The sequence below is a fragment of the Bacillus sp. SIMBA_074 genome (genome assembly GCF_046534555.1).
Taxonomy (GTDB): domain Bacteria; phylum Bacillota; class Bacilli; order Bacillales; family Bacillaceae_G; genus Bacillus_A; species Bacillus_A mycoides.
The window spans coordinates 33,809-58,475 of sequence record NZ_JAWRYM010000010.1; the positions used below are offsets into that span (position 1 = coordinate 33,809).

27 protein-coding genes and 3 other annotated features are annotated in these 24,667 nt (G+C 36.3%); of the genes, 6 read left to right on the forward strand and 21 right to left on the reverse strand.

The features are described from left to right. Position 1: 1 nt before the first annotated feature. Both pheS and SB773_RS13220 read right to left on the reverse strand, forming a co-directional pair. Positions 2 to 1,036, reverse strand: a complete 1,035-nt coding sequence (gene pheS / locus SB773_RS13215; protein ID WP_002015457.1) for a phenylalanine--tRNA ligase subunit alpha — start codon at positions 1,034 to 1,036, stop codon at positions 2 to 4. Positions 1,037 to 1,079: 43 nt separating this feature from the next. Then, positions 1,080 to 1,308 (reverse strand) — a binding site (T-box leader). A 92-nt stretch (positions 1,309 to 1,400) separates the two neighbouring features. Next, positions 1,401 to 2,198 (reverse strand): TrmH family RNA methyltransferase, encoded by a 798-nt coding sequence (locus SB773_RS13220; protein ID WP_002015458.1) that lies wholly within the window; start codon positions 2,196 to 2,198, stop codon positions 1,401 to 1,403. Between the two features lie 82 nt (positions 2,199 to 2,280). On the opposite strand from SB773_RS13220, the gene sspI reads away from it, so the two are divergent. The 3 genes from sspI (at position 2,281) to SB773_RS13235 (ending at position 4,081) form a co-directional block, all read left to right on the forward strand. Next, positions 2,281 to 2,490 carry a small acid-soluble spore protein SspI gene (sspI, locus tag SB773_RS13225; protein WP_000009511.1) on the forward strand — a complete coding sequence of 70 codons (210 nt, stop codon included), beginning with the start codon at positions 2,281 to 2,283 and terminating at the stop codon, positions 2,488 to 2,490. A 179-nt stretch (positions 2,491 to 2,669) separates the two neighbouring features. Further along, the gene (locus SB773_RS13230; RefSeq protein ID WP_002067431.1) at positions 2,670 to 3,227 is read left to right on the forward strand and encodes an HD domain-containing protein; all 558 of its coding nucleotides are present in this window, start codon (positions 2,670 to 2,672) and stop codon (positions 3,225 to 3,227) included. A gap of 140 nt (positions 3,228 to 3,367) precedes the next feature. Next, the gene (locus SB773_RS13235) at positions 3,368 to 4,081 is read left to right on the forward strand and encodes a CPBP family intramembrane glutamic endopeptidase (RefSeq protein WP_341025834.1); all 714 of its coding nucleotides are present in this window, start codon (positions 3,368 to 3,370) and stop codon (positions 4,079 to 4,081) included. 26 nt (positions 4,082 to 4,107) lie between these two features. Here SB773_RS13235 and SB773_RS13240 read toward each other — a convergent pair whose 3' ends face one another. Together SB773_RS13240 and SB773_RS13245 are read right to left on the reverse strand one after the other, a co-directional pair. Next, complete coding sequence (locus tag SB773_RS13240; protein ID WP_410590318.1) at positions 4,108 to 5,136, reverse strand: DUF4179 domain-containing protein; 1,029 nt, start codon at positions 5,134 to 5,136, stop codon at positions 4,108 to 4,110. Positions 5,137 to 5,157: 21 nt separating this feature from the next. Beyond that, on the reverse strand, positions 5,158 to 5,700 hold the full coding sequence (locus SB773_RS13245) for a sigma-70 family RNA polymerase sigma factor (RefSeq protein ID WP_410590320.1): 543 nt from the start codon (positions 5,698 to 5,700) through the stop codon (positions 5,158 to 5,160). Positions 5,701 to 5,846: 146 nt separating this feature from the next. Between SB773_RS13245 and SB773_RS13250 the strand changes: the two genes are divergently transcribed. Beyond that, a complete protein-coding gene (locus SB773_RS13250; RefSeq protein WP_002165001.1) occupies positions 5,847 to 6,218 on the forward strand; it encodes a hypothetical protein in 372 nt (123 codons plus the stop codon). Between the two features lie 24 nt (positions 6,219 to 6,242). After that, positions 6,243 to 6,599 carry a hypothetical protein gene (locus SB773_RS13255; RefSeq protein ID WP_016092408.1) on the forward strand — a complete coding sequence of 119 codons (357 nt, stop codon included), beginning with the start codon at positions 6,243 to 6,245 and terminating at the stop codon, positions 6,597 to 6,599. A gap of 20 nt (positions 6,600 to 6,619) precedes the next feature. On the opposite strand, the gene SB773_RS13260 is transcribed toward SB773_RS13255, so the two are convergent. Continuing rightward, complete coding sequence (locus tag SB773_RS13260; protein WP_107887380.1) at positions 6,620 to 8,413, reverse strand: DHA2 family efflux MFS transporter permease subunit; 1,794 nt, start codon at positions 8,411 to 8,413, stop codon at positions 6,620 to 6,622. A gap of 12 nt (positions 8,414 to 8,425) precedes the next feature. Then, positions 8,426 to 9,079, reverse strand: a complete 654-nt coding sequence (locus SB773_RS13265; protein ID WP_060751310.1) for an HlyD family secretion protein — start codon at positions 9,077 to 9,079, stop codon at positions 8,426 to 8,428. Positions 9,080 to 9,375: 296 nt separating this feature from the next. On the opposite strand from SB773_RS13265, the gene SB773_RS13270 reads away from it, so the two are divergent. Beyond that, the gene (locus tag SB773_RS13270; RefSeq protein ID WP_002015467.1) at positions 9,376 to 9,993 is read left to right on the forward strand and encodes a TetR/AcrR family transcriptional regulator; all 618 of its coding nucleotides are present in this window, start codon (positions 9,376 to 9,378) and stop codon (positions 9,991 to 9,993) included. Positions 9,994 to 10,034: 41 nt separating this feature from the next. Here the strand turns inward: SB773_RS13270 and SB773_RS13275 are convergent, their stop codons facing one another. The 15 genes from SB773_RS13275 to mutM form a co-directional block, all read right to left on the reverse strand. Further along, positions 10,035 to 11,120: a M42 family metallopeptidase gene (locus SB773_RS13275; protein ID WP_002088917.1), complete on the reverse strand. Its 1,086-nt coding sequence runs from the start codon at positions 11,118 to 11,120 to the stop codon at positions 10,035 to 10,037. 69 nt (positions 11,121 to 11,189) lie between these two features. Then, entirely contained in the window at positions 11,190 to 11,681 is a 492-nt protein-coding gene (locus SB773_RS13280) for a dUTP diphosphatase (protein WP_002015469.1), read from the reverse strand. Positions 11,682 to 12,349: 668 nt separating this feature from the next. Further along, the gene (gene rplT, locus SB773_RS13285; RefSeq protein WP_001138364.1) at positions 12,350 to 12,706 is read right to left on the reverse strand and encodes a 50S ribosomal protein L20; all 357 of its coding nucleotides are present in this window, start codon (positions 12,704 to 12,706) and stop codon (positions 12,350 to 12,352) included. A 38-nt stretch (positions 12,707 to 12,744) separates the two neighbouring features. Next, positions 12,745 to 12,945, reverse strand: a complete 201-nt coding sequence (gene rpmI / locus SB773_RS13290) for a 50S ribosomal protein L35 (RefSeq protein ID WP_001125945.1) — start codon at positions 12,943 to 12,945, stop codon at positions 12,745 to 12,747. A gap of 21 nt (positions 12,946 to 12,966) precedes the next feature. Next, a complete protein-coding gene (gene infC, locus SB773_RS13295; protein ID WP_002015470.1) occupies positions 12,967 to 13,470 on the reverse strand; it encodes a translation initiation factor IF-3 in 504 nt (167 codons plus the stop codon). Between the two features lie 63 nt (positions 13,471 to 13,533). Further along, positions 13,534 to 13,654: a sequence feature (ribosomal protein L20 leader region), on the reverse strand. Positions 13,655 to 13,860: 206 nt separating this feature from the next. Next, complete coding sequence (gene thrS, locus SB773_RS13300) at positions 13,861 to 15,798, reverse strand: threonine--tRNA ligase (protein WP_410590326.1); 1,938 nt, start codon at positions 15,796 to 15,798, stop codon at positions 13,861 to 13,863. A 48-nt stretch (positions 15,799 to 15,846) separates the two neighbouring features. Further along, positions 15,847 to 16,074: a binding site (T-box leader), on the reverse strand. Positions 16,075 to 16,105: 31 nt separating this feature from the next. Further along, positions 16,106 to 16,987 carry a putative sporulation protein YtxC gene (ytxC, locus tag SB773_RS13305; protein WP_060751309.1) on the reverse strand — a complete coding sequence of 294 codons (882 nt, stop codon included), beginning with the start codon at positions 16,985 to 16,987 and terminating at the stop codon, positions 16,106 to 16,108. A gap of 389 nt (positions 16,988 to 17,376) precedes the next feature. Then, positions 17,377 to 18,315, reverse strand: a complete 939-nt coding sequence (gene dnaI / locus SB773_RS13310) for a primosomal protein DnaI (protein ID WP_002015473.1) — start codon at positions 18,313 to 18,315, stop codon at positions 17,377 to 17,379. A gap of 33 nt (positions 18,316 to 18,348) precedes the next feature. Continuing rightward, positions 18,349 to 19,755, reverse strand: a complete 1,407-nt coding sequence (locus tag SB773_RS13315) for a replication initiation and membrane attachment family protein (RefSeq protein WP_410590328.1) — start codon at positions 19,753 to 19,755, stop codon at positions 18,349 to 18,351. Between the two features lie 145 nt (positions 19,756 to 19,900). Further along, positions 19,901 to 20,362, reverse strand: coding sequence for a transcriptional regulator NrdR (gene nrdR / locus SB773_RS13320; RefSeq protein WP_001203686.1), 462 nt, complete (start codon positions 20,360 to 20,362; stop codon positions 19,901 to 19,903). A gap of 196 nt (positions 20,363 to 20,558) precedes the next feature. Further along, a complete protein-coding gene (gene speD, locus SB773_RS13325; protein WP_002003660.1) occupies positions 20,559 to 20,942 on the reverse strand; it encodes an adenosylmethionine decarboxylase in 384 nt (127 codons plus the stop codon). A 385-nt stretch (positions 20,943 to 21,327) separates the two neighbouring features. Further along, complete coding sequence (locus tag SB773_RS13330; RefSeq protein WP_002129350.1) at positions 21,328 to 22,356, reverse strand: glyceraldehyde-3-phosphate dehydrogenase; 1,029 nt, start codon at positions 22,354 to 22,356, stop codon at positions 21,328 to 21,330. Positions 22,357 to 22,465: 109 nt separating this feature from the next. Next, positions 22,466 to 23,068 (reverse strand): dephospho-CoA kinase, encoded by a 603-nt coding sequence (gene coaE / locus SB773_RS13335; protein ID WP_060751308.1) that lies wholly within the window; start codon positions 23,066 to 23,068, stop codon positions 22,466 to 22,468. A 53-nt stretch (positions 23,069 to 23,121) separates the two neighbouring features. Beyond that, positions 23,122 to 23,754, reverse strand: coding sequence for a sporulation membrane protein YtaF (ytaF, locus tag SB773_RS13340; protein ID WP_002129352.1), 633 nt, complete (start codon positions 23,752 to 23,754; stop codon positions 23,122 to 23,124). A gap of 72 nt (positions 23,755 to 23,826) precedes the next feature. Continuing rightward, entirely contained in the window at positions 23,827 to 24,657 is an 831-nt protein-coding gene (mutM, locus tag SB773_RS13345) for a DNA-formamidopyrimidine glycosylase (protein WP_002015480.1), read from the reverse strand. Positions 24,658 to 24,667 lie beyond the last annotated feature (10 nt).

Below are 24,667 nucleotides of genomic sequence, written 5' to 3' on the forward strand. Positions count from 1 at the left end.
CTTACGCTCGTTTGAACTGCTGTAAGAAACGTACATCATTTGTATAGAAATGACGAATGTCATCTACGCCGTATTTCAACATTGCGATACGCTCTGCGCCCATACCGAATGCGAAACCTTGATATTCTTTTGAATCATAACCAGCCATTTCAAGTACGTTCGGGTGAACCATACCTGCTCCTAAAATTTCGATCCAGCCAGTCCCTTTACAAGTGCCACAACCTTTACCGTGACACATCATACAAGAAATATCCATCTCTACAGACGGCTCTGTGAATGGGAAGAAACTTGGACGAAGACGGATTTCACGATCTTCACCGAACATCTTTTTCACGAATACTTGCAGTGTACCTTTTAAGTCACTCATACGAATATTTTTATCAATTACAAGACCTTCAATTTGCATGAATTGGTGTGAATGCGTCGCATCATCGTCATCGCGGCGATACACTTTACCAGGACAAATAATTTTAATCGGTCCTTTTTCTTTATTCTTTTCCATCGTACGTGCCTGCACAGAAGATGTATGTGTACGTAGTAACGTTTCTTCTGTAATGTAGAATGTATCTTGCATATCACGCGCTGGGTGATCTTTCGGTAAGTTTAATGCTTCGAAGTTGTAGTAGTCTTTTTCTACTTCTGTTCCTTCAGCTACTTCATAACCCATACCGATGAATACATCTTCAATTTGTTCAACAACTGCTGTTAACGGATGGTGACAACCTGTTTCAACAGGACGACCTGGCAGTGTAACATCAATTGTTTCAGTAGCTAATTTCGCCTCAATTACTGCTTTTTCTAAGTTACCAATTTTGTCTTCTAGACGCGTTTGAATCGCTTCACGTACTTCATTTACTAATGCTCCCATACGTGGACGCTCTTCTGCTGATAATTTTCCCATGCCGCGTAATACTTCTGTAATTGGACCTTTTTTCCCTAAATACGCTACGCGTACGTCGTTTAAGCCCTTTAGCTCTTTCGCTTCTTCAATAAGCTCTAACGCTTTTTGCTTTAGCTCTTTTAAACGTGCTTCCATTTGGAACCCTCCTAATTTTAAAAATAAAAAAACCCCGCTCCCAAAAAGGGACGAGGTAAATTCGCGGTACCACCCTAAATTGACAGAACAAGTCTGCCCACTCATTAGTTATAACGATCAATTCTGACCGGAACGCCTTTACATATAAATGGTCCTGGCGCCAACTCCAGAGGTGAATTCACTTCCATCTACCATAAGAATGCTTTCAGTCTACGGCACTCTCTCCCTATATGGCGATTTTGTAAGCTACTCTTCTCTATCAACGTTTTTCATTAATATACTTTTATTATATGTTCAAAAAAGTTCGATACTCATTTCACCACTTTTTTATGAACATGCACTTCAACTTATTATAAGAAGTTTTTTATCGATTCGCAACTGGGCTTTGTAAATAATACGTTAAAATCCCTGCTGCAACCGCAACATTTAATGATTCTGCCCCGCCGTAAATCGGAATATACAAGTTTTGATCACTTTTCGCAAGAATTTCTTGGCGTACGCCGCTTCCTTCATTCCCTACAATTAATGCAAAACTTCCAGCCGGGGTTACTTCACCAAATGGAACTCCATTTTCAAGAGCTGTTCCATATACAGGGACGTTATTTTCTTTTAACTTGTCTACCCATTCTTCTAAGTTCCCTTTCACAACCGGTAAGTGGAAAATAGAACCTTGTGTAGATCGTAGTACTTTACTATTATAAACATCAACGCACCCTTCTCCAAGCACAACGGCATGAATACCAGCTGCATCCGCTGTACGAATAATCGTTCCCAAATTACCTGGGTCTTGAAGGCCGTCTAATAAAAGAAATTTCCCATCAGTAAGAGCTACTTCTTTCTCATGTTTCTCACAAACAGCAAATACACCTTGCGTTGTTTCTGTTTCGCGAAGTACTTTTACAATTGCTTCAGGCACAATATACATTTCAACATCATTAACTGTCCAATCTTTCGGAAGATCTGTCTGATCTGAAACGATAAGTTCTGTTACAACTCCTGCCTTTAACGCTTCCTCTACTAAATGGAATCCTTCTACAAAAAATAAAGCTTTGTTATCGCGCTCTTTTTTCGTCTGCAGCTTTTTCCACTGCTTCACACGCGGGTTTTGTACTGAATCAATGTTTTTCATAATATGTATTTCCCTCTCTTCTTGTCTTATCATTATAGCCTATTTTTCATACATATTTACATAAAAAAGAACAAAAACTAACGTCAGTTTCAATTCTGAAGAAGAGGTGAAGATAATGAGTTTTAATTTACGCGGCGCGGTATTAGCGAATGTATCTGGAAATTCACAAGATCAATTACAAGAAACGATTGTCGATGCAATTCAAAGCGGTGAAGAAAAAATGCTTCCAGGTCTTGGCGTTTTATTCGAAGTCATTTGGAAAAATGCTGATGAAAATGAAAAACACGAAATGTTAGGAACACTGGAGCAAGGATTAAAAAAATAAACAATAAAAGGTCACCTTAGAAAAAAAACTAAGGTGACCTTTTATGTCTATAAAATTTTTCTTCTCCTAAACATTTCTACTTTACTAACGCTACCCCGATGGAGTACAATGTTCAAAATACATTTAAACCGATCGATTTTTCTTCATGTACATCATTAGATAAAAGGAGTGAATGTTTTATGCAACGTATTACGCTTGAACAAGTTTTTAAACATCACATTACACAAAAATATGTAAACCGTTCTGGAATGGTCCACGCGATTGCTGTCGCTTACCATGCGTTTCACTTAGCCAAAAAGCATCACGCCTCAGTCGATGCTGCGACAAAGGCTGGCTTCCTTCATGATATCGGACATCATACGTGGTATACAGGCGGCGAATGGGACTATGACTTGTATAAAAAGAATGATATACATGCGATTAAAGGGGCAGAAAGATCTCATAAATTGCTTATTAGATTAGGAGAACATCCTAAACTAGCAAAAGAAATTTCTGTTGCAATTCTTCTGCACACTGATTCTTTCCTACTAGAACAAACACTTGAAAGAACACCTCTACAAAATGTTATTAAGTGGGCGGATGAAGCCGATGAAGAACCAGGTGGCGCACACCATTATAGAACTATTTCTTATGAAAAAGCATTGAAAGCAATTCAGCAATTAGACCGATTGGTAGAGCGTGAATTACAAATAGAGCAAAAGAAATTGAATGACAAGGCAGAACATAGTTATCAATGAGAAAGAGGCATCACTATAGGGTGATACCTCTTTTATTATTTTCACGAAAAATACACCTTTATATGTAATATTTAAATATTACACCCGAAAACAAAATACTTTATAATTAAATATTCAAATGTAAAGAGGTGATTTTACAAATGCAACCCGTTACACAACTTTCTAATGAGCAGAAATACTCTATGTCATGGGGACAATTTATTAGCTCCGTTTTATTCGCTTTTTTCGGAACCGGACTTATTACTGTGTTCCTCGCAATGCCCTTAACAATTTATACAGCCGGTCTTACAGATAAAAAACAAATTGCCCTGTATGAATCTATTGCAAATACTGCAAGTATCGTATTACAACTAGCCGTGTTGTTATTCTTCATTTTCAAATTTGAACCCGCAAAAAAATTACTGCTAAAATCTTTTAACTTTAAAGCACTTAAAGAATGGCGTACATACGTATACTTACTTCTTTTCTTCGCTATAAACATTATACTCAATTACATCTTGTTAAATTATGTGTTCCAAGACGCAACAAATCAGCAATCTTCCGCACTTAACTTAGACGTTTTTAAGCAGTATCAAATATTATTACTTCTCGGCTTCGCTATACTCACACCAATTTTTGAAGAGCTTATTTTCCGTGGTTTTATACTTCGCTTCTTCTCAGAACGCTTTCCATTTTGGATTGCAGCCATTTTAACAAGCTTCTTCTTCGGTATCGCTCATACATACTCACTTGGAGTAATGGTAATTACTTTCTTCATGGGATTATTAATGGCTATTTTATGTAAAAAAACAAAATCCATTATTCCAGCTATGTTATTTCATATTATGAATAATATGTTAGCATTCTTGAGTTAGAAAGAGGTCTCATCGCGATACCTCTTTCACTCTTTTATCACAACTTCAAACTCTTCTTTCGTTAACACTTTTCGATAATTCGTTTTCTTTTCTCCCTCTTCACCAGAAGTGATGACAGGCGTCAGTACAATTTTCGTTACACTATCCTCTAATTTTTCAAAACGCCAATAACTATTTTCCGCTAATGTATGACCTGAAACTGGTTTTAACTCTTTCCCATCTTGATCTTTTGCAGTAAATGTCACATCTAACTTTGTTCCGTTCATCATTTTATAATTTAACTTCGTAGATACAGGAGACACTTTCAAATCTTCCCCTTCTATTTTTTGACCATTTTCCAATTTAAAATGTTTATGGATTGGGATTGTTTTCGTTTCAGCTTTTAATTTGTCTCCAGATGCCTTAAAGGAAAAGCCCCATTCTCCTTTTATTGAGGTTTTATCTTTTAACGGCATAAGTCTTCTATATATAATTTGTATATCTAGTTCCCCATCCAATTCCATTGGCTTCATTTGTGAATCTTTCAAATTTGTAGTAGTAAAAAATGTGTATGTATAATCATTTACTTTTTGTTTACCTCCACCACCACTACCATTTAACTCTTTTCCATTTATATAAACATCTGGGTACGGTAAAAAAATATCTCCCAGATTAACACTGTTAGACTTAAACGTACTATTAACAATAATCTGCCCTTCATCTATCATCACTTCATCTAACCTTACTTCTACACCGTTATCATAAACCGTTTGTCCTATTGTCGTTTTATATTCTTTTAAAGGTTCTCCTCTACTGTTTACGTACTCTTCCATTTTACTTCCAATTAACGGTATATCCGCAATCATCCTTCTCATATCTACAGTCATCATCATAATAAATAATGCCGCAGCCGATGTTACAATCGCTACATTCCGTTTCGTATGAGCTTTGTTCTTGTTTATTTTTTTACGAATTCGCTTTTTTATTTTCTGTTTCTCTATGTGAGTTAAGTTAACCTCTTCATATTCATTCTCATCCATTTTTATATCATTTAACATTTCATATGGATCTTTCATTTTCTTCACCTCTTTTCTTATTTATTTCATCCGGTTATGTAAAAATAATGACCTTAACTTCTTCCGTCCTCTCGATAGACGATTGTATATAAAAGAAGTTTTCATTCCCATTTTCTCTGCAATATTTTCTACACTGTCTTCTTCAACGTAATGCTTCATAAAGATTTCTTTATCGTTCTTCTTTAAATGATCTAATATATGTTCCATATCATTACTAATTTCATTTTTAGTAGTATCGGTATGTACCGCTATTTCACCTATTTGATCTAATCCTTTTTCATTTACTGTCTTCGCATATTTCCTCGCATAATCGATAGATTTATATTTTGTAATAGCTGCAATCCAATTTTTTAAAGTATTTTTCTCCTCATCATACTTTTCAATATGATTCCAAATTGCCAATAACACATCATCCATGCATTCCTCTTGTACATCTTGAAAAGAGGCTAAATGCTTCTGAATAATACTTTTTATAAGTCCGCCGTACCGGTCGATAATAAAATATAATGCTTTTTCGTTCCTTTTCCGTAGTTGCATTGCAACGTTCTCTTCTGTAATTTTCATATGTCCCCTCCTCTCTAATGTTCTCTACATCTATTAATTCGTATCGTTGCTTCTCATTTCTATCAATTTATACATATTTATTAATAATATCCAAAATAAACCTCATGTAGTAAAATATAACTCATCACCATAGAAGGAGATTATTTATGTCGAGCTTACTTTGGATTTTTTATATGCCACTTCTTGTTTTATGCGGATTTTTCGGTGGTATTTTTTTAATTATTACTAGCATTAAACATCTTAAATTATTTGTGGGTTTAATGGGGCTACTTAGCCTATCTTTTGTCACACTACCTTTTGTTTTTTGGGGCATGGGGGTGAATAGCGATACGATCCTCCCTATTTCAACTACTTTATATTGGATACTGTTTTCTTTAACTGGATTATTGGCAGGATTAAATGGATTACAGGCAAAGATTAAAAGTATACGTAATATGGGATTCATTATTTTTATCGCTGGCATATTAGGGGTTATTTTCTGGGTACTTATGTCTGTAGGGGATTCATTCTATATATAATATTTTATCGGAGGTAATACAGAAGTGTTTGGAATATTAACTTGGATGGTTTTGGCTCTTACTTTGATGTTATGCCAATTCATCGTTGGCATTTTTTTAATTATTGCTGGCATTAAATATCGTAAATCACTTACTATTATAGCTGGTTTGATTAGCATATCGCTTATCTTTGTTCCTATCATTTGTATAGGTTTTGGAATAGATTTAGAGGGGATGGTTCCAATTTCAGGAACTTTATATTGGTGTTTCTTCTCTTTAGCTGGACTATTAGCTATTATAAGTGGAAGACAAATATCCAGCATTCGTGCTATGGGAACAATTTTGTTTATAACAGGGCTGTGCTCCGTAGCTGGTTATCATTTTTTATATCTAACTCTTTAAAAGACAAAAAAGCAGGGAATTTAATTCCCTGCTTTTCTATTTGATTTATTGCCTGATGGTAAGAAGAACGATAACACCCAAGCAATACCAGCTAATATAGTTGCAATTAAGAAGGCATCGTTAATACCGTTAATTGCAGATAGCTTTGAAATTTGTCCGAATAATAGTTGTGTACTCATCGCATCTCCTGCTTGAGCTGATCCGGCTAATGCCGCTAAGCTTTGGCCCATACCGTGTACTTTATCAACTAAAATCGGGTTTGACGTTGTTAACATATTGCCGTAATCCGCTACGTGAGCAGTAGTTTGTTGCGTCATAAGCGTGATTAATATCGCTGTTCCAATTGAACCAGCTACTTGTCTTGACGTATTTTGCGTTGCTGTACCGTGAGAAATTAATTTCATCGGCAGTGCATTCATACCAGCTGTCATAATTGGCATCATAATGAATGACATACCAATTGAGCGTATAATATAATCCGTCATAATAACGCTATACGGTGTATCCATCGATAACGTTGTAAATTTATATGTCGCAAATGTTGTAATGGCTAATCCGACAATTGCTAACGGACGAATACCATACTTATCAAATAGTTTACCTGCAACTGGTCCCATGATCCCCATAATTAATGATCCTGGAAGTAATAATAAACCAGATTCCATCGGTGTAAAACCGCGAATGTTTTGCAAGTATACTGGAAGTAATAACATACCTCCGAATAAGGCCATCGTTACAATCGCGTTAATTACTAATGTGAAAGTGAACGTCGGATATTTAAACACTTGTAAATCAAGCATTTTATTGTCTGTTGTTAACTCTCTCCAAATAAATACAGCTAAACCAATGACACCGATGATAAGTGTTATAACAACTTCTGCACTAGTCCAGCCATTATTTCCAGCTTCACTAAATCCGTACAGTAAGCTACCTAGTCCAATACTTGAACTAAAAACACCGAATACATCTAACTTTGTTTTAGACACTGGCTGAGCTAGTGTAAAGAATTTAAAAGATAAGAACGTAATAATTAAACCGATAACAAACATCCCATAGAACATTAAGTTCCAGCTATAGTTTTCAATTACCCAACCTGTTACAGTTGGTCCGATAGCTGGTGCTAAAATCATAGCTACCCCAAGTAACCCCATAGCTGCTCCGCGTTTATTAGGCGGGAATAATGTCATGAAGATATTCATACCAACTGGCATTAAAATACCTGCACCAACCGCTTGAATAACACGGCCTGTCATCATCATTGTAAAGTTTCCTGATGTAGCACAAATGATAGATCCTACAGTAAAGAATAACATTGCTGCTATGAATAATTTACGATACGTAAACCGTGAAACTAAAAATGCACTGATTGGTACTAAAATTCCGTTTACAAGCATGAAGCCTGTAATTAACCATTGTGCTGTTGAAGTTGATACGTTAAATTCGTTCATTAATGGAGGCAATGCAACATTAATGATCGTTTGGTTTAAAATAGAAACGAACATACCGAGAATTAATACAGCTACAACTGCCTTTACATTCACATTCTCTACCGGCAATTGTCTCTTCAGCATTTCTTTTTCCTGTTTTACTTGCTCTTGCTTCCCTGTTTCTAATTCCACTACGTTAGAAGCTTCTGTTTCTTGTTTTTGTTCAAGTTCTTTCTCTACTGTTTCTGCTTGACTTACTTCTATCTTACTTACGGCTGGGACTTGTTCTTCTCCCACATTCGTTTTTTTCTTTCGTAAAAGACGATTTATAAGGAAGAAGACGATTATACAAAATAGTGCATATCCTACAATTGCAATTGAGGACATCTCATCTCCCCCTTACTTATGAATACGAACTGACACATTCATTCCAGGAACAATATTTACTGATTTACTATGATCTAAAGAAACTTTAACTGGGACAACTTGCTTTACTTTCGTATAGTTCGCTGTTGCGTTACTTGATGGTAACATCGAGAATGTATTCGCTGTTGTTAATCCAACTTGTTCTACTTTTCCCGTTAACGTTGTATCTGGGTATGCGTCTACATACACATCTACTGTTTGGCCTTTTTGAACATCATCAATATTTGTTTCTTCAATATTTGCTGTTACCCATAAATTGCTCATATCAAATGCATAAGCAATTGGGCTACCCGCCCCAACGAACGCATTAGTTGTTGCATTTGATTGTACAACTGTTGCATTTTGCGGAATTGTTACATCTACTGTTTGCTCACCATTTGCTCCTGCTACAGTAACCGCACCTAATTTATCGTTCTCATTGTAATTTTTTCCGACTTCAACTTTCCAGTCTGTTAATTTACCTGCTACTGGTGATGCAATTGGGATTACTTTCCCGTCAATCTTTGCATTTTCTGTTTTTAAATAGTTTTCCGCTTGATTGTAATAGTAATAACCGCCAATACCGCCGCCAACTAATACAATTAATGTGATAATGTTGATAATTACCATTCTTCGAAACTGATTCATTGCATTCCTCTCCTTATATCGCATATAATTTTTTTCTAAACTATTTACATCCTTAGTGTTTACATTGTTTAATTGTTAATTATATTAACCTTTAAACAAAAAAAGCACACCTTTTACGACGCAAACTATGTTTTGTCTGCATCCTAGCGGTGCTGATTTCTAAAGGACTATCGTTTATAATTATAAATAATTATCCTGAATCTACAACCAACAATTTAAACCTATATGTTGTTTAAACAACATTACACTATACATGTGTTGTTTAAGGTTAAAAAATTAAACGAGGTGAAGTAAAAATGTCTATTAAAAATACAAATGATCCACGTGTAAAACGAACGAGACAACTCATACAGGATGCTTTTGTCGCTTTAGTAGGCGAAAAGGGCTTCGAAAATGTAACTGTGCAACATATCGCAGAACGCGCTCCTGTAAATCGTGCTACATTTTATAGCCATTACCATGATAAATATGATTTATTAGAAAAAAGCATAGAAGAAATGTTAGAAAAACTAGCTGCAGTAATTAAACCACAAAATCGAAATAAAGAAGATTTTCAGCTCACTTTTGATTCACCGCATCCAACTTTTTTAGCTTTGTTTGAGCATATCGCAGACAATACTAATTTCTATAACGTTATGCTCGGCGATAAGGCAGCTGGAAACTATTCTTATAAAATGATGAAAACAATTCAAACACATTTAACATTAAGCCTATCTATTTCCCAGCCAGATGATGAAGACCTTATGGTCCCTCGTGATATTCTTATTAGTTATGTTACAGGCGCTCATATCGGAATGATTATGTCATGGTTAAAAAGAGGCATGATTTATACCCCACATTTCATGGCAATGCAATTAACTCGCTTAATTATTTTAGGAGCTCATACTGCAGCAGGATTAGAAAGACCGTTTTAAAAATGGAAAAAGCGAAGGAGGTTATCCTTCGCTTTTTTCTATTAATTAAATGTAATGTTATGTACAGCCTCTTTATCAAGACGTTTAATAACTTCTACAATTAACTTCACTGCGTTTTCATAATCATCACGATGTAACATCGCTGCATGAGAATGAATGTAGCGTGTCGCAATCGTAATTGCCATAGATGGGATACCATTTACAGAAATGTGAATTGCTCCTGCGTCCGTTCCCCCGCCCGCTACAGAATCATACTGATATGGAATTTGTAATTCATCCGCAACATCAACAACGAAATCACGTAAACCTGTATGACCAATAACAGAAGCATCATATAGAATGATCTGCGGACCATCACCCATTTTACTTTGTGCTTCTTTTGCCGTTACACCTGGTGTATCACCAGCAATACCTACATCTACTGCGAATGCGATATCTGGCTTAATATAGTTTGCAGATGTTTTCGCACCACGAAGACCAACTTCTTCTTGTACAGTCCCAACGCCGTATACAACGTTTGGATGCTTTTCATCTTTTAATTGTTTTAATACGTCAATTGCAATTGCACAACCAATTCGGTTATCCCATGCTTTTGCCAGTAACATCTTTTCATTCTTCATCACTTGGAATTCGAAGTATGGTACAACTTGATCTCCTGGTCGTATGCCCCACTCCATCGCTTCTTCTTGGCTAGAAGCACCAATATCGATGAACATGTCTTTAATTTCAACTGGCTTTTTACGAGCTTCTGGAGGTAAAATGTGCGGTGGTTTTGAACCAATTACACCTGTTACATCTCCTTTACGCGTTACAATCGTTACGCGCTGTGCAAGCATAACTTGCGACCACCAGCCACCCACCGTTTGGAAACGAAGGAAGCCTTTGTCATCAATTTGCGTAATCATAAAGCCGACTTCATCTAAATGACCTGCAACCATAATTTTCGGGCCGTTTTCTTCCCCAACTTTTTTCGCAACTAAACTTCCTAAATTGTCAGTAGAAAGTTCATCTGCAAAAGGCTCAATATATTTCTTCATTACTTCACGTGGTTCGCGCTCGTTACCCGCAATACCGCGTGCGTCTGTTAATTCTTTTAGCATTGTCAATGTCTCGTCTAATTTTATCATTGCCAACACCCTCCTTTTTCTTCAGTCACTTTATTATACAAAAGGAAATTGAAATATTCAAAAATTAAATTAGTATCCTTGTGTTTGACGCTGATGATTTACTTCATTTTTATCTAAATATGCTTTTTCAATTTCATCTTGTTCAAATTCAAGCGCTTGTCCAAGGCGAAGATAGCTTGTAAATAGTTCAATATAGTTCGTAATAGAAGGTTGATCTGTAAAACGAATTACTTTCGCATATGTGTCTAAGAAAATTTCCACTTGTGTTTTATTCGTTTGCGCACATTTATAGAATAAGAAGTTTTTATCAATTCCTAAATCGATTCCGATTGATAAAATAAAATGCAAACCATCTACGTATTCTTCTAATATTACTTCACGTTCTGACGCTGGTTTATTGCTCCAATATTTAAAACAACGTGTTTCATTTGCAAGTTCTCCAATTTCTACAAGAAGAGCTAACATTTTTTCTTTTAACAATTTTTTCGGTTGTAAGTCATGTTCTTTCACAATACGGTCATCTAATTCTTTTTGTAATTTAAATAGTTGTAGTAAGTCCATTCTATTGTCCTCCTCCAACATCGCATTTTCCGCAACAATGTTGTTTCATCTCAAAGTTCATTATTATTTTTCGTTTCTTATTAACAAGTCAGCTACCTACATCTTTATAAAGATAGCTTGTCCTTAATTTGCAAATACGTTTCAATCATCACTCATATATTGTTCACTTGATGAAAGTTCCATATCATCTTTCCATTATAGCAGTGTCGTTTCTGCTAGGAAAGATGCACTTCTCACGAATGAGTTCAAATAAAGTGAAACTTTAATAAGTGGGGGGTTTTGTTCATCCCCACTTATTATTAGTTGAACCAATCGGACTTTTACGGGCAGCCCGACTCCCACCTAACTTCTTTGCTCCAGCTGAATTTTGAGGTGGGAGTTTTACTGCCCGCAAATAGAGGGATAAAAAAAGTCAGGAGGATTCTCCTGACTTTATATATATATTCTTTTATATCGCTATAGCTTTTATATTGATTTTGTCATATCGATAACGACACATCCGTTAATCTTTCCTACTTTCATGTAAAAGTCTCCTCATTATCGTTACAAAAATTCTTACAAGCGCATCTTAATATACTTGAGCAAGAAATAACGATAATAAGTGGAGGATTTTACAATAAATGCAAATAAAAAAACCTTAGAAGAAAATCTTCTAAGGTTTTAAACAATTAGTTAATGTTGTTTTTTGCAACTGTTGCTAATTCAGCGAAAGCTTTTTCGTCATGAACAGCTAAGTCAGCAAGCATCTTGCGGTTAACTTCGATGCCAGCATTTTTTAAACCGTGCATTAAGCGGCTGTAAGAAAGACCATTCATACGAGCTGCTGCGTTGATACGTGTAATCCATAATTTACGGAAGTCACGTTTCTTTTGACGACGGTCACGGAATGCATACATTAGAGATTTCATAACCTGTTGGTTAGCAACCTTAAATAATGTACTCTTAGAACCGTAGTAACCTTTTGCTAATTTTATAACTTTTTTACGACGTTGACGAGTAACTGTACCACCTTTTACTCTTGGCATAATATTACCTCCTAGTTTGTTCTATATATCAGCCGAACTTATTTTAAGTTGTCAAGCATTTGACGAATGCGTTTGAAGTCACCAGCGCTAACTACACCAGCTTTACGTAGTTTACGTTTAGCTTTTGTAGATTTGTTAGCGAATAAATGGCTTGTGTAAGCGTGAGAACGCTTCAGTTTACCAGATCCAGTCTTTTTGAAACGCTTTGCAGCGCCGCGATGAGTTTTTTGTTTAGGCATAGGTATTTCCTCCTCTATCTATTACTTATCGTTTTTCGGTGCTAAAACTAAGAACATACTACGTCCTTCCATTTTAGGCTTAGATTCAATTGTACTAACTTCAGCACAAGCTTCTGAGAAGCGATCTAAAACACGTTGACCGATTTCTTTATGAGTAATGGCACGTCCTTTAAAGCGAATTGACGCTTTAACCTTGTCGCCTTTCTCTAAAAACTTGACAGCATTACGAAGTTTTGTGTTAAAGTCATGTTCATCAATTGTTGGACTTAAACGAACTTCTTTCATGCTAATTACTTTTTGATTTTTGCGCTGTTCTTTTTCTTTCTTCTGTTGCTCAAAGCGGAATTTACCGTAGTCCATAATGCGGCATACTGGTGGTTTCGCATTCGGAGCAACCAATACTAAATCAAGATTAAGACCTGCAGCTAAGTCTAAAGCGTCATTACGAGACTTGATTCCAAGTTGATCGCCGTTTGCGCCAACTAAGCGTACTTCACGTGCACGAATTTGCTCGTTAATCATCATATCCTTGCTAATAGTAAGCCACCTCCAAGGTTTTCTTAGAATACGTTTTGCAATTGTAGAACCCGAACAAAAAAAGTGCGGGCACACGGCACCCACACTTGTAATATCTTTAGTAAGAAATACATTTACCTGCTAACTGCGAATGCGTCCATCAGGTGAGAAGCGGGTGCTTCTACTTGTCAAAACCATATTCTATTATCCTTGATGAGTTTATCATAGGACATGACGTCTGTCAAGAAGACGCGATGTGTTTTACTAACAACAAGAAATATTGTAACAAACAACCAGCATACTTGCAATACTTTTTTATGATAAGTATTGTTTGGTTATTTTTTCTAGATTTTCTTTTTTATAATACATAAAAAAGCCGCGGTATACCGCGGCTCTTTCTTATCGTTTTCCTTCTACCTTAATCATGTCAACAAACGCATCTAATGCGATTGTTTCTGATTTTTGTTCACCATATTTACGTACGTTAACGCCATCTTCAGTAACTTCATTGTCACCTACTACAAGCATGTACGGAATCTTTTGCATTTGTGCTTCACGGATTTTGTAACCAATTTTCTCTTCACGAGTGTCTAATTCAACACGGATACCAGCACGTCGTAATTCATCTTGTACTTTCTTCGCATAGTCTAAATGTACTTGCGGAGAAACTGGAATTACTTGCGCCTGAACTGGAGCTAACCAAGTTGGGAATGCGCCTTTGTATTCTTCAATTAAGAAGGCTACGAAACGTTCCATAGTTGATACAACACCACGGTGAATTACAACTGGACGATGTTGTTTACCGTCTTCACCAACGTAAGTTAATTCAAAGCGTTCTGGAAGTAAGAAGTCTAATTGTACAGTTGAAAGTGTTTCGTCTTTTCCAAGAGCAGTACGAACTTGAACGTCAAGTTTCGGACCATAGAATGCCGCTTCACCTTCAGCTTCATAGTAATCAAGACCCATTTCATCCATAGCTTCTTTTAACATACCTTGTGCTTTTTCCCACATCTCATCATCAGCATAATACTTTTTAGTATCTGCTGGGTCACGATAAGATAGACGGAATGAATAGTTTTCTAAACCGAAATCTTTGTACACTTCTAACGTTAAGTTTACAACACGTTTTAATTCTTCTTTAATTTGATCTGGACGAACGAAAATGTGCGCATCATTTAAAGTCATTCCGCGTACACGTTGTAATCCAGATAATGCTCCAGACATTTCATAGCGGTGCATTGTTCCAAGTTCCGCAATACGGATTGGTAATTCACGGTAGCTGTGAATATCATTTTTATAAACCATCATATGGTGAGGGCAGTTCATTGGACGAAGAACTAACTCTTCATTATCCATTTCCATTGATGGGAACATGCCATCACGGTAATGGTTCCAGTGACCAGAAGTTTCATAAAGCTCTCTACTTCCTAATACTGGAGTGTATACGTGATCATAGCCTAAGCTTGCTTCTTTATCAACGATGTAACGCTCGATAATACGGCGAATTGTTGCACCTTTTGGTAACCAAAGTGGTAAACCTTGTCCTACTTTTTGGCTATTAGTAAATAGTTTTAACTCTTTACCTAATTTACGGTGATCGCGCTCTTTCGCTTCTTCAAGCATACGTAAGTGCTCATCTAATTCTGCTTTCTTAACGAATGCAGTACCGTAAATACGTTGTAACATTTTATTATTGCTGTCGCCGCGCCAGTAAGCACCTGCAACACTTAATAATTTAAATACTTTAATTTTCCCTGTAGATGGAAGATGAACACCACGGCATAGGTCGAAGAATTCGCCTTGCTCATAGATTGAAATAACTGCATCTTCTGGAAGATCGTTAATTAAATCTAATTTTAACTCATCACCGATTTCTTCAAAGCGACGAAGTGCTTCTGCACGTGGTACTTCATGACGAACGATTTCTAAGTTTTCGTTCACGATTTTTTGCATTTCTTTTTCGATTTTCTTGAAGTCTTCAACTGTAATTGCTTCTTCCATATCAATATCGTAGTAGAAGCCATTTTCGATTACTGGACCAATGCCAAGCTCAAGCTTAACATCTTTATATAAACGTTTTAACGCTTGTGCTAAAAGGTGAGCTGTTGAGTGGCGTAAAATATATAAGCCATCTTCAGAATCTAATGTAATAATAGAAACTGCACCATCTTCTTCGATTGGTGTAACAAGATCGATCATCTCATCGTTTAATTTTCCAGCCACAGCTTTTTTCTTTAAGCCTGGGCTAATAGAAGCTGCGATTTCTTCAGTTGTTACTCCTTTTGGAAACTCCTTCACAGCTCCATCAGGGAAAGTAATTTTAACTACATCTGCCATCACTGGTCACTCCTCTTTTTTTTCAAAATAAAAAACACTCATCCCATAAAAAGGGACGAGTGTTGAATTCGTGGTTCCACCCTTGTTCCAATTAACATTATTGTTAATTGCTCAAGTTCAACATAACGGTGTTGTCCGTTAGCAATTACTAGAAAAACGTTCACTGCTAAAGTTTAGAGGTGGTAAGTAATTATCCCGTACTAGGAAGCTCACACCCTAAGGCTTCCCTCTCTGAAAATCGTAGAAAACTACCCATGTCCTCATCATAACATTTCAATATATTTCATTTATGTAGGTAATTATATGCTCAAAAACTTAGAAAATCAAGGGCGTTACCTTTATTTTTTAAATTTTTCACATTGCGCTCAAATTCATGTAATCCATGTAGTTGCACTCGTTCCTGAAATACATTTCGCAAAGTAATAATCATATTATGATCTTGTTCTTTCGTATATAAATAAATCTTTTTCGGCGAAATAGAAAGAAGTGGTGCAATTACTTTCGTATCGATATATACATCCTGTTTCTTTAATAATTCTTCATCTATATATTGAACCAATTTCTCCTGTTTTAAACGCCTACCTTTATCATCATAGAAAATAAAACTTTCATCAAAAATAAGATGTACACAGGACAAACGTGATTTCCGGCTACTTACTTGTTGGCGAAGTGTCTCAATGAATATTTGGTATTCCTGCTCCATCTTATACTCATCAATTGCAACTTCAGCAAGCTTAGTTACCATTTCCCTATATGTACGAAGACGAAAACGAACGTATGATGAAAACGAGAATGAGAGCGGATCACAAAGCCAATCATTCAAAGACGACGCAATATAAGATTCAAATTTTTGACGTGTTAAATCACTAGCTACTCCTTTTCTTCTTTCCTTTAAAATCTCATGTGCCATATACAATATTTGATGACACTCTTCTTGTTCTTCATAAAAAAACTTTTCCTTTAAAATGGTATGAATCCATTCATTTTGTTTCACATTCATAATGAAATATAGTAATACTGGCAATAAAATCTTTTCAATATAATTTGATTCACATAATGGTATATGAATAACAACCTTTTGTTCGTTTAAATATACACTTGTTTCCTTATATAAGGATTCTGTTCTTTTCGTTAGTTGTCTGTATACGTACACAGCATCATTTTTTTCTTCGAAGCAAATTTCAATCACTTTTGTCCCCCCTTTTATCCCCGCTCTAAAGGATTGCATCTATACGTTACAAATCCTATAAGAGTCCGATCTATGGAAGTTCACTCTTAGTAGAAACCTATCTCCCATCGTTAGAACATCCACTCGATATGGCTTGCTAATTTTATATATATTAAGGGAGGGAGAAAAAAATGATACAAGCTACTCTGAAAAAATGATTAAAATAAAGTGAAACTTTAATCAGTGGAGGTTTTGTCCATCCTCCACTGATTATTAGCCCGCACCAATCGGGCTTTTACGGGCAGCAGGGCTCCCACCTAACTTCTTTGCTTTACAGCCGAATTTTGAGGTGGGAGTCTTACTGCCCGCCAATAGCGGGATAAAAAAGAGCAAGCTTCTCAGCTCGCTCTTTACTTATTACGACGATTCTTCCCGCCAATTGGGATTGGCTTCGCTAAATATTTAATTCGTTCCATAATACGGGCCGCTTTCATCTCTTCTGCTTCACCGCGCTGTGTATACGTTAAATGATGTTCCAACTGTTTGAAATCAAAGTTAGATGTAAAGAACGTCGGTAAGTTTTCCAACATACGGAATTGCAAGATTGCACCGAGTACATCATCACGTACAAAACTTGACATCGCTTCTGCCCCGATATCATCTAACATTAATACTTGTACACGTTTGACAGCATCAATCTTTCCGCTAATCGAATTATCTTGAATCGAACTTTTGATTTCACGTAAAAATTCAGGGAAGTATACGAGCATCGAACTAATTTTCTTTCGCGCAAGCTCATTTGCAATTGCCCCTAAAAGATACGTTTTCCCTACACCAAATTTACCGTACAAATATAAACCTTGTGCTTTTTTACCTGGTTCGTATGTGTTTAAAAATTCATTCGTTGCACCTATTGCATCAATACGTGCATCTAAATCTGAAGGGTCTAAATTTTCCATAGTTGCCTGCAAAATGTCAACTGGCATATATACACTTTGAACGAGTTTTTCATATTTTTTTCTCTCATCATATGCTACTTTTCTAATACAACGATCGTATTGAATATCAATCATCTTACCTTGAATGACGAGCTTCGGCTCATATCCTTGTAGCATATTTTTACATGACCCTAAATCTGGACAATCCGCACACCCTACACTTTGTCCAATATATTCATATAACTTCACAAGACTTCGTTCAATCATAGAAGTCGTTACTTCACCTTTATGTTCGTCTATAAATTCTTTCACACGAGGGTGCGCCATCACTTCTGCCTTTAAGACTTCATATCTATTTTTAAAGTTTTTATTTTCCATTAATTTCGTAAATGAATTTTGAATATGCTCCATTTTCTCACCTCAAAGAGCGTTCATTTTCTTTTATTAATCACGCTTATATTTTTTCAATACTTCTTCTAATCGTTTCCGTTCATCTTCTAACGTACTTGCATCTTTTTTCGCACTTACGTCATTTTTCACAGGTTCTTTCTCTTCTTCTTTCGACTCTTCTTTAAGCCAATCTGGTACCATTTCTTTTCGCACTGTTTTCTTCGCTGTACGACCTTTTTTCTTCGTCTCAGCCCACTCTTGATATTGACGATTCTCTTCTTTCGCTAGCCCCATCGCCTCGCCTACTGTACCGACCTTTTTTCGCGCCCAATGTCCAGCAATCTTCTCGACATACGTTTTAGCAAGCTTCATATCTGAGCGTAGCATAACGTAATAAATAAGTACATTCACAACCCCTGGCGTTAACTTTTGATTTATCATTACATCCTCAACGATTTGCAAGTCCGCTTTCGTCGCCTCTGCACCGCCTGAAATCTCTTTCAATAATTGTTTTGGCGAGATTTCCTCTAACTGTTTCATTAGCATCTCTTCTTGCGTAGATGGCTCTTTCTCTTTCATTGTACGAGCAGCATGAGGTTGCACTCTTTCACTTAATACAGGTAACGCTTGACCATTTTCGAATTGATACCAATCGCGTGCTCCCTTCCGAAGCCTTTCGATATCAATTGTTTGCACTTCTGTCACTGCGCCAAGAACGATATTTTGCATCGATAACACATCCACACCGTACACATAAGCGAGTGTAATAACACATTCTCTCACTTGATCTGTAATCGCCTTTTTAGGAACAAGCGCTGATAGTCCGTCTACAAATAAAGAGAAATCAAAGAAATCGTTCCAAACTTTCGGAGCATCCCCATTCTCGTTACTTGGCATAATTGTCGTTTTCGGGATACGCAGTTCTTCTTGCGCATATTCAAACTGACCTGGGTTAAACGAATCAAATATATCGTTGAAGGAGCGCGTAACATTTTCATAAGAAGCAAAATCGAATTCTTCTTCTAAGAAATATTGCTTTACTTGGTTGTATTTTGTCCGACTCAAGCGATTATATAAAAAGATACTTAAAACAATATCATCAAAAAACTGCTTCGGAGATAAAGGTGGTTGCAATTCATATATAAACATCCGAATATCTTTTTCTTTCTTAATATATACATTTAAAAGACCAATCGCTTCTAACTTTACTCGTTCCCCATATATTTCAGGAAGCTGCATTTGCATAGTCACCATAAGGGAGTGATGTGTATTCTCTTTTCCAAACACACGATCTTGCTCTAACTCTCCCCATAGTGTCATGTATAAGCTAAAAGCTCTACTACCTATTAACGGCTGATACAACATCGTTAATACTTTCCGGTCGTAATTATGTAACAACCCTTTCGCACTTACTTTATAACGATCAATCGGCAATAGCTCCATCCATGACTGTTTTTCCATTCTTGCTTTTCCTTTCTCTCATCCAATCTAGCCTACATTTCACTCGTTCTATCTTTATTATATAATTTATTAGCGAAAAAGAGCTATTAGCTTCCGCTTCTAGCTCTCTTATCTCGTTTACTTACAGTATATAAAGAGATTCCTTCTACTCTCTCTCTTTTTGCAGTATATCTTTTAATTCTTCAATAAATACATTTAAATCTTTAAATTGACGATACACAGAAGCAAAACGTACGTACGCAACATCATCAATATCACGAAGTTCTTCCATAACAATTTCACCAATCATATCACTTTTCACTTCTGATATACCTAAGTTACGAAGTTCACGCTCCACACTTTGTGTTACTTCCTCTAACTGCCTTAAAGATACAGGTCTTTTTTCACACGCTTTAATTAAACCGCGTAAAATTTTCTCTTTATTAAACTCTTCTCGTGTTCCTTCTTTTTTAACAACGATAAGAGGTGATTCTTCTACTCTTTCAAATGTCGTAAAGCGACTTAAACAACTTTCACACTCTCTTCTTCTTCGAATAGAGCGCCCCTCGTCTACCGGACGCGAATCTAACACTCTTGTTCCATTATGAAAACAGGATGGACAACGCAATTCATTCACTCCTTTACACTATAATCTTTATTCTTTCGCTACTCACCTACATGTGAAAATATATATACAATATTATATAACTCATTCTTCTATAATGACCACTTTAAGTTATTACATATCGTGATCCTATTTTATATAAACTAAAAAAGAGGTGCATTATACACCTCTTTACATTTTAAATCAATTATGTTCTTTTTTAAAGAGCTTTTGTTTCTCTCTGCTTAATTTCGAAGCTACCAGTGCCTCGAGGAAGCTCGATGCTCTCACGCGTTTTCGCGTTTAAACCTTCTGCAATATATTCTGCAGCAACATTTGGATCAATACGATCCCCACAAGTATAAACATCAATACTTGCGTAACCGTGCTCCGGAAAGCTATGAATTGTTAAATGTGATTCCGAGATAATTACTACTCCACTTACACCTTGTGGTGCAAATTTATGAAAAGCAACCTCACGTACTTCAGCACCAGCTCTTAGTGCTGCATCCACAAATAATTGTTCAATATACGGCATGTCATTAAGCTTGTCGAAATCGCAATCCCAAAGTTCAGCAATCACGTGACGACCCATCGTATCCATAGTATCCATTCTACAGTTCCCCCTTGTAAATTTATTCTAACTGTTCGAATTGAAAACTAATTTGCAATTTGGCTTGCTCCACTACCACGGGGGAAAGTTAGTCCAGAGAGGTCCTAACCCTTTAAGTAGTGACTACGTACCTCAGCTCTTAAGTTTACGAGTGTTAGTATACTTTGTTTATTTTCATTTTGCAACAACAGTTTTTTCGATTTTCTGTCATATTTTCCTCTTTACTTTTCCCTAAAAAAAATTAATGATTCACGAATACAGTAATCCCAACGTTTCGTGGTATGTCCACTATTTAAAAATATACTTATATAATTTTTTTCCTTTTCAGAAAAAAATAAAAAAGAGGGCAAATTTTCACTTGCCCTCTCTCGTTCACTTAAATATGTTGCACATTTTTTTGTTTCGCTAATTCATCAACAACTAACGTTACAAGATCTACAACACGACGAGAGTAGCCCCACTCGTTATCATACCAAGCAAGTACTTTCACTTTACGATCACCCATTACCATTGTAGACAAACCATCAATAATAGCTGAGTGTGTATTTGTATTAAAATCGATAGACACTAAAGGCTCTTCGCTGAATTCTACAATTCCTTTTAATGCACCGTTTGCAACAGTTTTGAATGCTTCATTAATATCTTCAACTGTTACATCACGTTTTACGTCTACTACTAAATCAACAAGAGACACGTTTGGTGTTGGTACACGAAGTGCCATACCATGAAGTTTTCCGTTTAAGTGTGGAAGAACTTTTGCTAGCGCTTTTGCAGCACCCGTCGTTGTTGGAATGATGGACTGTCCGCAAGCACGCGCTCTTCTTAAATCTTTATGTGGGTTATCAATATTTTTTTGGTCATTTGTATAAGCGTGAACAGTTGTCATTAAACCGTTTTCAATTCCGAACTGCTCATCTAACACCTTTACAACAGGCGCTAAACAGTTTGTTGTACAAGATGCATTTGAAATAACAGTATGCTTTGTGATATCTAATTGGTCTTCGTTCACACCAACTACGATTGTTACATCTTCATTTTTACCAGGTGCTGTTAAAATAACTTTTTTCGCTCCAGCTTCAACATGAAGAATTGCTTTTTCTTTAGAGTTAAATTTACCAGTTGCTTCAATTACAACTTCAACACCTAGATCTTTCCAAGGCAACTCCTTTGGATCGCGATTGTTTAAAAGGCGAATCATTTTCCCATCAACTAGTAAGTGATCTTCAAATGCTTCCACTGTTCCGTCAAACTTTCCATGAACTGTATCATATTTAATTAAATGCGCTAACGTTTCTGATGGATAGCTTGCATTTATTGCTACAATTTTGAATGCGCTTTCTTTTATTGCTTGACGAAATACCATTCTCCCGATACGTCCAAATCCATTAATTGCCACACGAGTCATAATATGTTATCCCCCTTGAATGCGTTATACTATTTATCTCCAATCCCAATAATAGTATAACACAAAAAGGAGATATGTCACTAAGCATTTTCATTAATTTCACAATTTTTTAATCAATAATGTTCCATTCTTTCAAAATAGAGGCTAATTGTGTTTTCGTTCCAGTAATTGTGCCATCATTATAAATTACTTCATCTGCCTTCTTTACTTTTTCTTCTAATGGCATTTGAGATTGAATACGAGCCGTTGCTTCTTCTTCTGAAAAGTTATTTCGTTTCATTAAACGTTCCAATTGCGTATTCGGTGTGACTGCTACAACTAAAACACGATCAACGAGATTTGTTAATTTACTTTCAAACAAAAGAGGGATATCTAACACAACCGCTTGCATATCTTCTTTTATGTACATCTCCTTTTGTGCATTCATTTCTTCACGCACTGCAGGATGAACAATTTCGTTTAACTGCAATCGTTTTTCTTCATTATAAAAAACGACACTCCCAAGCTTTGGTCGATCAAGCTCTCCATCTTTTTGTAACACTTCCGTTCCGAACACCTCTATAATTTTGTTATATGCCGGTTTTCCTCGTTCTACAACTTCTCGCGCAATAATATCTGCATCAATAACCGGTATACTCATTTCACGAAACATTTCTGATACCGTACTTTTTCCGCTTGCAATGCCTCCTGTTAATCCAATTACTACTGTCATAATAATCCCCCTCACAATATTAAAGGCGCGAAACTAATGTTCCACGCCCATACTTACATTTTCCAAATTCCAATAATAATGAGTAATACCCCAGGCAGGAATGTAAATTTTTGTAACCATTTCATATTTGATAAAATCGTACCGAGCTTCATTCCAATAAATAAAAATAAAGAACTCATAACCGCGACTAATACCGCCATCATCGCGGGTGCATAACCTAATAAAGATGCACCAATTCCAGCACCAAACGAATCTATAGAAAGAGCGATACCGAGAAGTAGCGCTTCTCCTGCAGAGATAGTTCCTGATTTATCAAAATCTGCAACAGTCGGCTTCCGCAAAATTTGAATCACTAACCCTAGCGAAGCAATTTCTAGTTTCCAAACCTTCTCCTCTTGCTTCGGTTCTTCTTTTTTATCACTTCGAAAAAATTGATATAATACCCAAATACCTATTCCAATAAGAACAAATCCGCCGATACGCGTTGCGATAACAGGTGAAAATATTTTCGCGATCATATGTCCAATTCCCATGGAAACGAGCATTACAGCTGCTGAACAGATCCCGATAATTATAATTGATCTTAGTGGAATTCTTACGCTCCTTAACCCGTATGTTAGCCCTACACTACAGCTATCTAAGCTTAATGTAAAAGCTAATAAAATAAGAGATAAATAAAGGTACATCGGTAAGCTCCTCCCTTATACATAGCTCTGCTCTATGTATATGACAAATGCCTATCCGATGTTATCCCTTTTCTATATTCTAGGTTGGCAAATTGGGCAGTAATGTGTTCCCCTTCCGCCAACAACTGTTTTTTCTAATAGCGTACCGCAAGTCACACACGGTTCTCCTTTTTTCCCATATACATTTAGAAGTTCCTGGAACGAACCAATTTGTCCTTGTGAATTAATATACGTTCTAATTGTACTTCCGCCTCGCTTAACAGCTTCGCCCAGCGTTGTAACAATCGCCTCGTAAATTCTTTCTATTTCTTCTTCTGTTAAAGATGCAGCTTCTCGTTCTGGGTGAATTTGAGAACGGAATAACACTTCATCTACATATATATTTCCAAGCCCTACTAAAAGACGCTGATCTAATAATACGACTTTTATTTTACGATTTGTTTTTTGCAATCTTTCTTGTAAATACTGCGGTGTCAATTCAGCATCAAATGGCTCCGGGCCTAAGTCAGCAAGAGGCATTTGATTCAACTCTTCACCTTTCTTAAAGAGATGCATCGTACCAAACTTTCTCACATCTTTATAATGTAATTCAGTTCCATCTGTAAATAAGAAACGGACGTGTGTATGTTTATCAATTGGCTCATCCTCTTGATGAAGTAAAAACTTACCTTCCATGCGCAAATGTGAAACAATTACATAGTTCGTTACATACAAAAGCAAAAACTTACCTCTTCGCTTTATATTTTCAATTGTCTCGCCTCTTAGCATTTCTTTAAAAATTTCTGCATCATCCGGTCGTTTTACTATTTTGGGATAAGTAATAACGACATCTTCAATCGTTTTTCCTGTTACAAGATTTTCAAGCGTCCGTCTAACGTTTTCAACCTCTGGTAATTCCGGCATTTCATCACGT

Bases quoted from the DNA above. Each gene is read 5' to 3' on its own strand.
- pheS (WP_002015457.1), bottom strand. From the start codon at position 1,036: ATGGAAGCACGTTTAAAAGAGCTAAAGCAAAAAGCGTTAGAGCTTATT.
- SB773_RS13220 (WP_002015458.1), bottom strand. From the start codon at position 2,198: ATGATAAGACAAGAAGAGAGGGAAATACATATTATGAAAAACATTGAT.
- sspI (WP_000009511.1), top strand. From the start codon at position 2,281: ATGAGTTTTAATTTACGCGGCGCGGTATTAGCGAATGTATCTGGAAAT.
- SB773_RS13230 (WP_002067431.1), top strand. From the start codon at position 2,670: ATGCAACGTATTACGCTTGAACAAGTTTTTAAACATCACATTACACAA.
- SB773_RS13235 (WP_341025834.1), top strand. From the start codon at position 3,368: ATGCAACCCGTTACACAACTTTCTAATGAGCAGAAATACTCTATGTCA.
- SB773_RS13240 (WP_410590318.1), bottom strand. From the start codon at position 5,136: ATGAAAGATCCATATGAAATGTTAAATGATATAAAAATGGATGAGAAT.
- SB773_RS13245 (WP_410590320.1), bottom strand. From the start codon at position 5,700: ATGAAAATTACAGAAGAGAACGTTGCAATGCAACTACGGAAAAGGAAC.
- SB773_RS13250 (WP_002165001.1), top strand. From the start codon at position 5,847: ATGTCGAGCTTACTTTGGATTTTTTATATGCCACTTCTTGTTTTATGC.
- SB773_RS13260 (WP_107887380.1), bottom strand. From the start codon at position 8,413: ATGTCCTCAATTGCAATTGTAGGATATGCACTATTTTGTATAATCGTC.
- SB773_RS13265 (WP_060751310.1), bottom strand. From the start codon at position 9,079: ATGAATCAGTTTCGAAGAATGGTAATTATCAACATTATCACATTAATT.
- SB773_RS13270 (WP_002015467.1), top strand. From the start codon at position 9,376: ATGTCTATTAAAAATACAAATGATCCACGTGTAAAACGAACGAGACAA.
- SB773_RS13275 (WP_002088917.1), bottom strand. From the start codon at position 11,120: ATGATAAAATTAGACGAGACATTGACAATGCTAAAAGAATTAACAGAC.
- SB773_RS13280 (WP_002015469.1), bottom strand. From the start codon at position 11,681: ATGGACTTACTACAACTATTTAAATTACAAAAAGAATTAGATGACCGT.
- rplT (WP_001138364.1), bottom strand. From the start codon at position 12,706: ATGCCAAGAGTAAAAGGTGGTACAGTTACTCGTCAACGTCGTAAAAAA.
- rpmI (WP_001125945.1), bottom strand. From the start codon at position 12,945: ATGCCTAAACAAAAAACTCATCGCGGCGCTGCAAAGCGTTTCAAAAAG.
- infC (WP_002015470.1), bottom strand. From the start codon at position 13,470: ATGATGATTAACGAGCAAATTCGTGCACGTGAAGTACGCTTAGTTGGC.
- thrS (WP_410590326.1), bottom strand. From the start codon at position 15,798: ATGGCAGATGTAGTTAAAATTACTTTCCCTGATGGAGCTGTGAAGGAG.
- dnaI (WP_002015473.1), bottom strand. From the start codon at position 18,315: ATGGAGCATATTCAAAATTCATTTACGAAATTAATGGAAAATAAAAAC.
- SB773_RS13315 (WP_410590328.1), bottom strand. From the start codon at position 19,755: ATGGAAAAACAGTCATGGATGGAGCTATTGCCGATTGATCGTTATAAA.
- speD (WP_002003660.1), bottom strand. From the start codon at position 20,942: ATGGATACGATGGGTCGTCACGTGATTGCTGAACTTTGGGATTGCGAT.
- SB773_RS13330 (WP_002129350.1), bottom strand. From the start codon at position 22,356: ATGACTCGTGTGGCAATTAATGGATTTGGACGTATCGGGAGAATGGTA.
- coaE (WP_060751308.1), bottom strand. From the start codon at position 23,068: ATGACAGTAGTAATTGGATTAACAGGAGGCATTGCAAGCGGAAAAAGT.
- ytaF (WP_002129352.1), bottom strand. From the start codon at position 23,754: ATGTACCTTTATTTATCTCTTATTTTATTAGCTTTTACATTAAGCTTA.
- mutM (WP_002015480.1), bottom strand. From the start codon at position 24,657: ATGCCGGAATTACCAGAGGTTGAAAACGTTAGACGGACGCTTGAAAAT.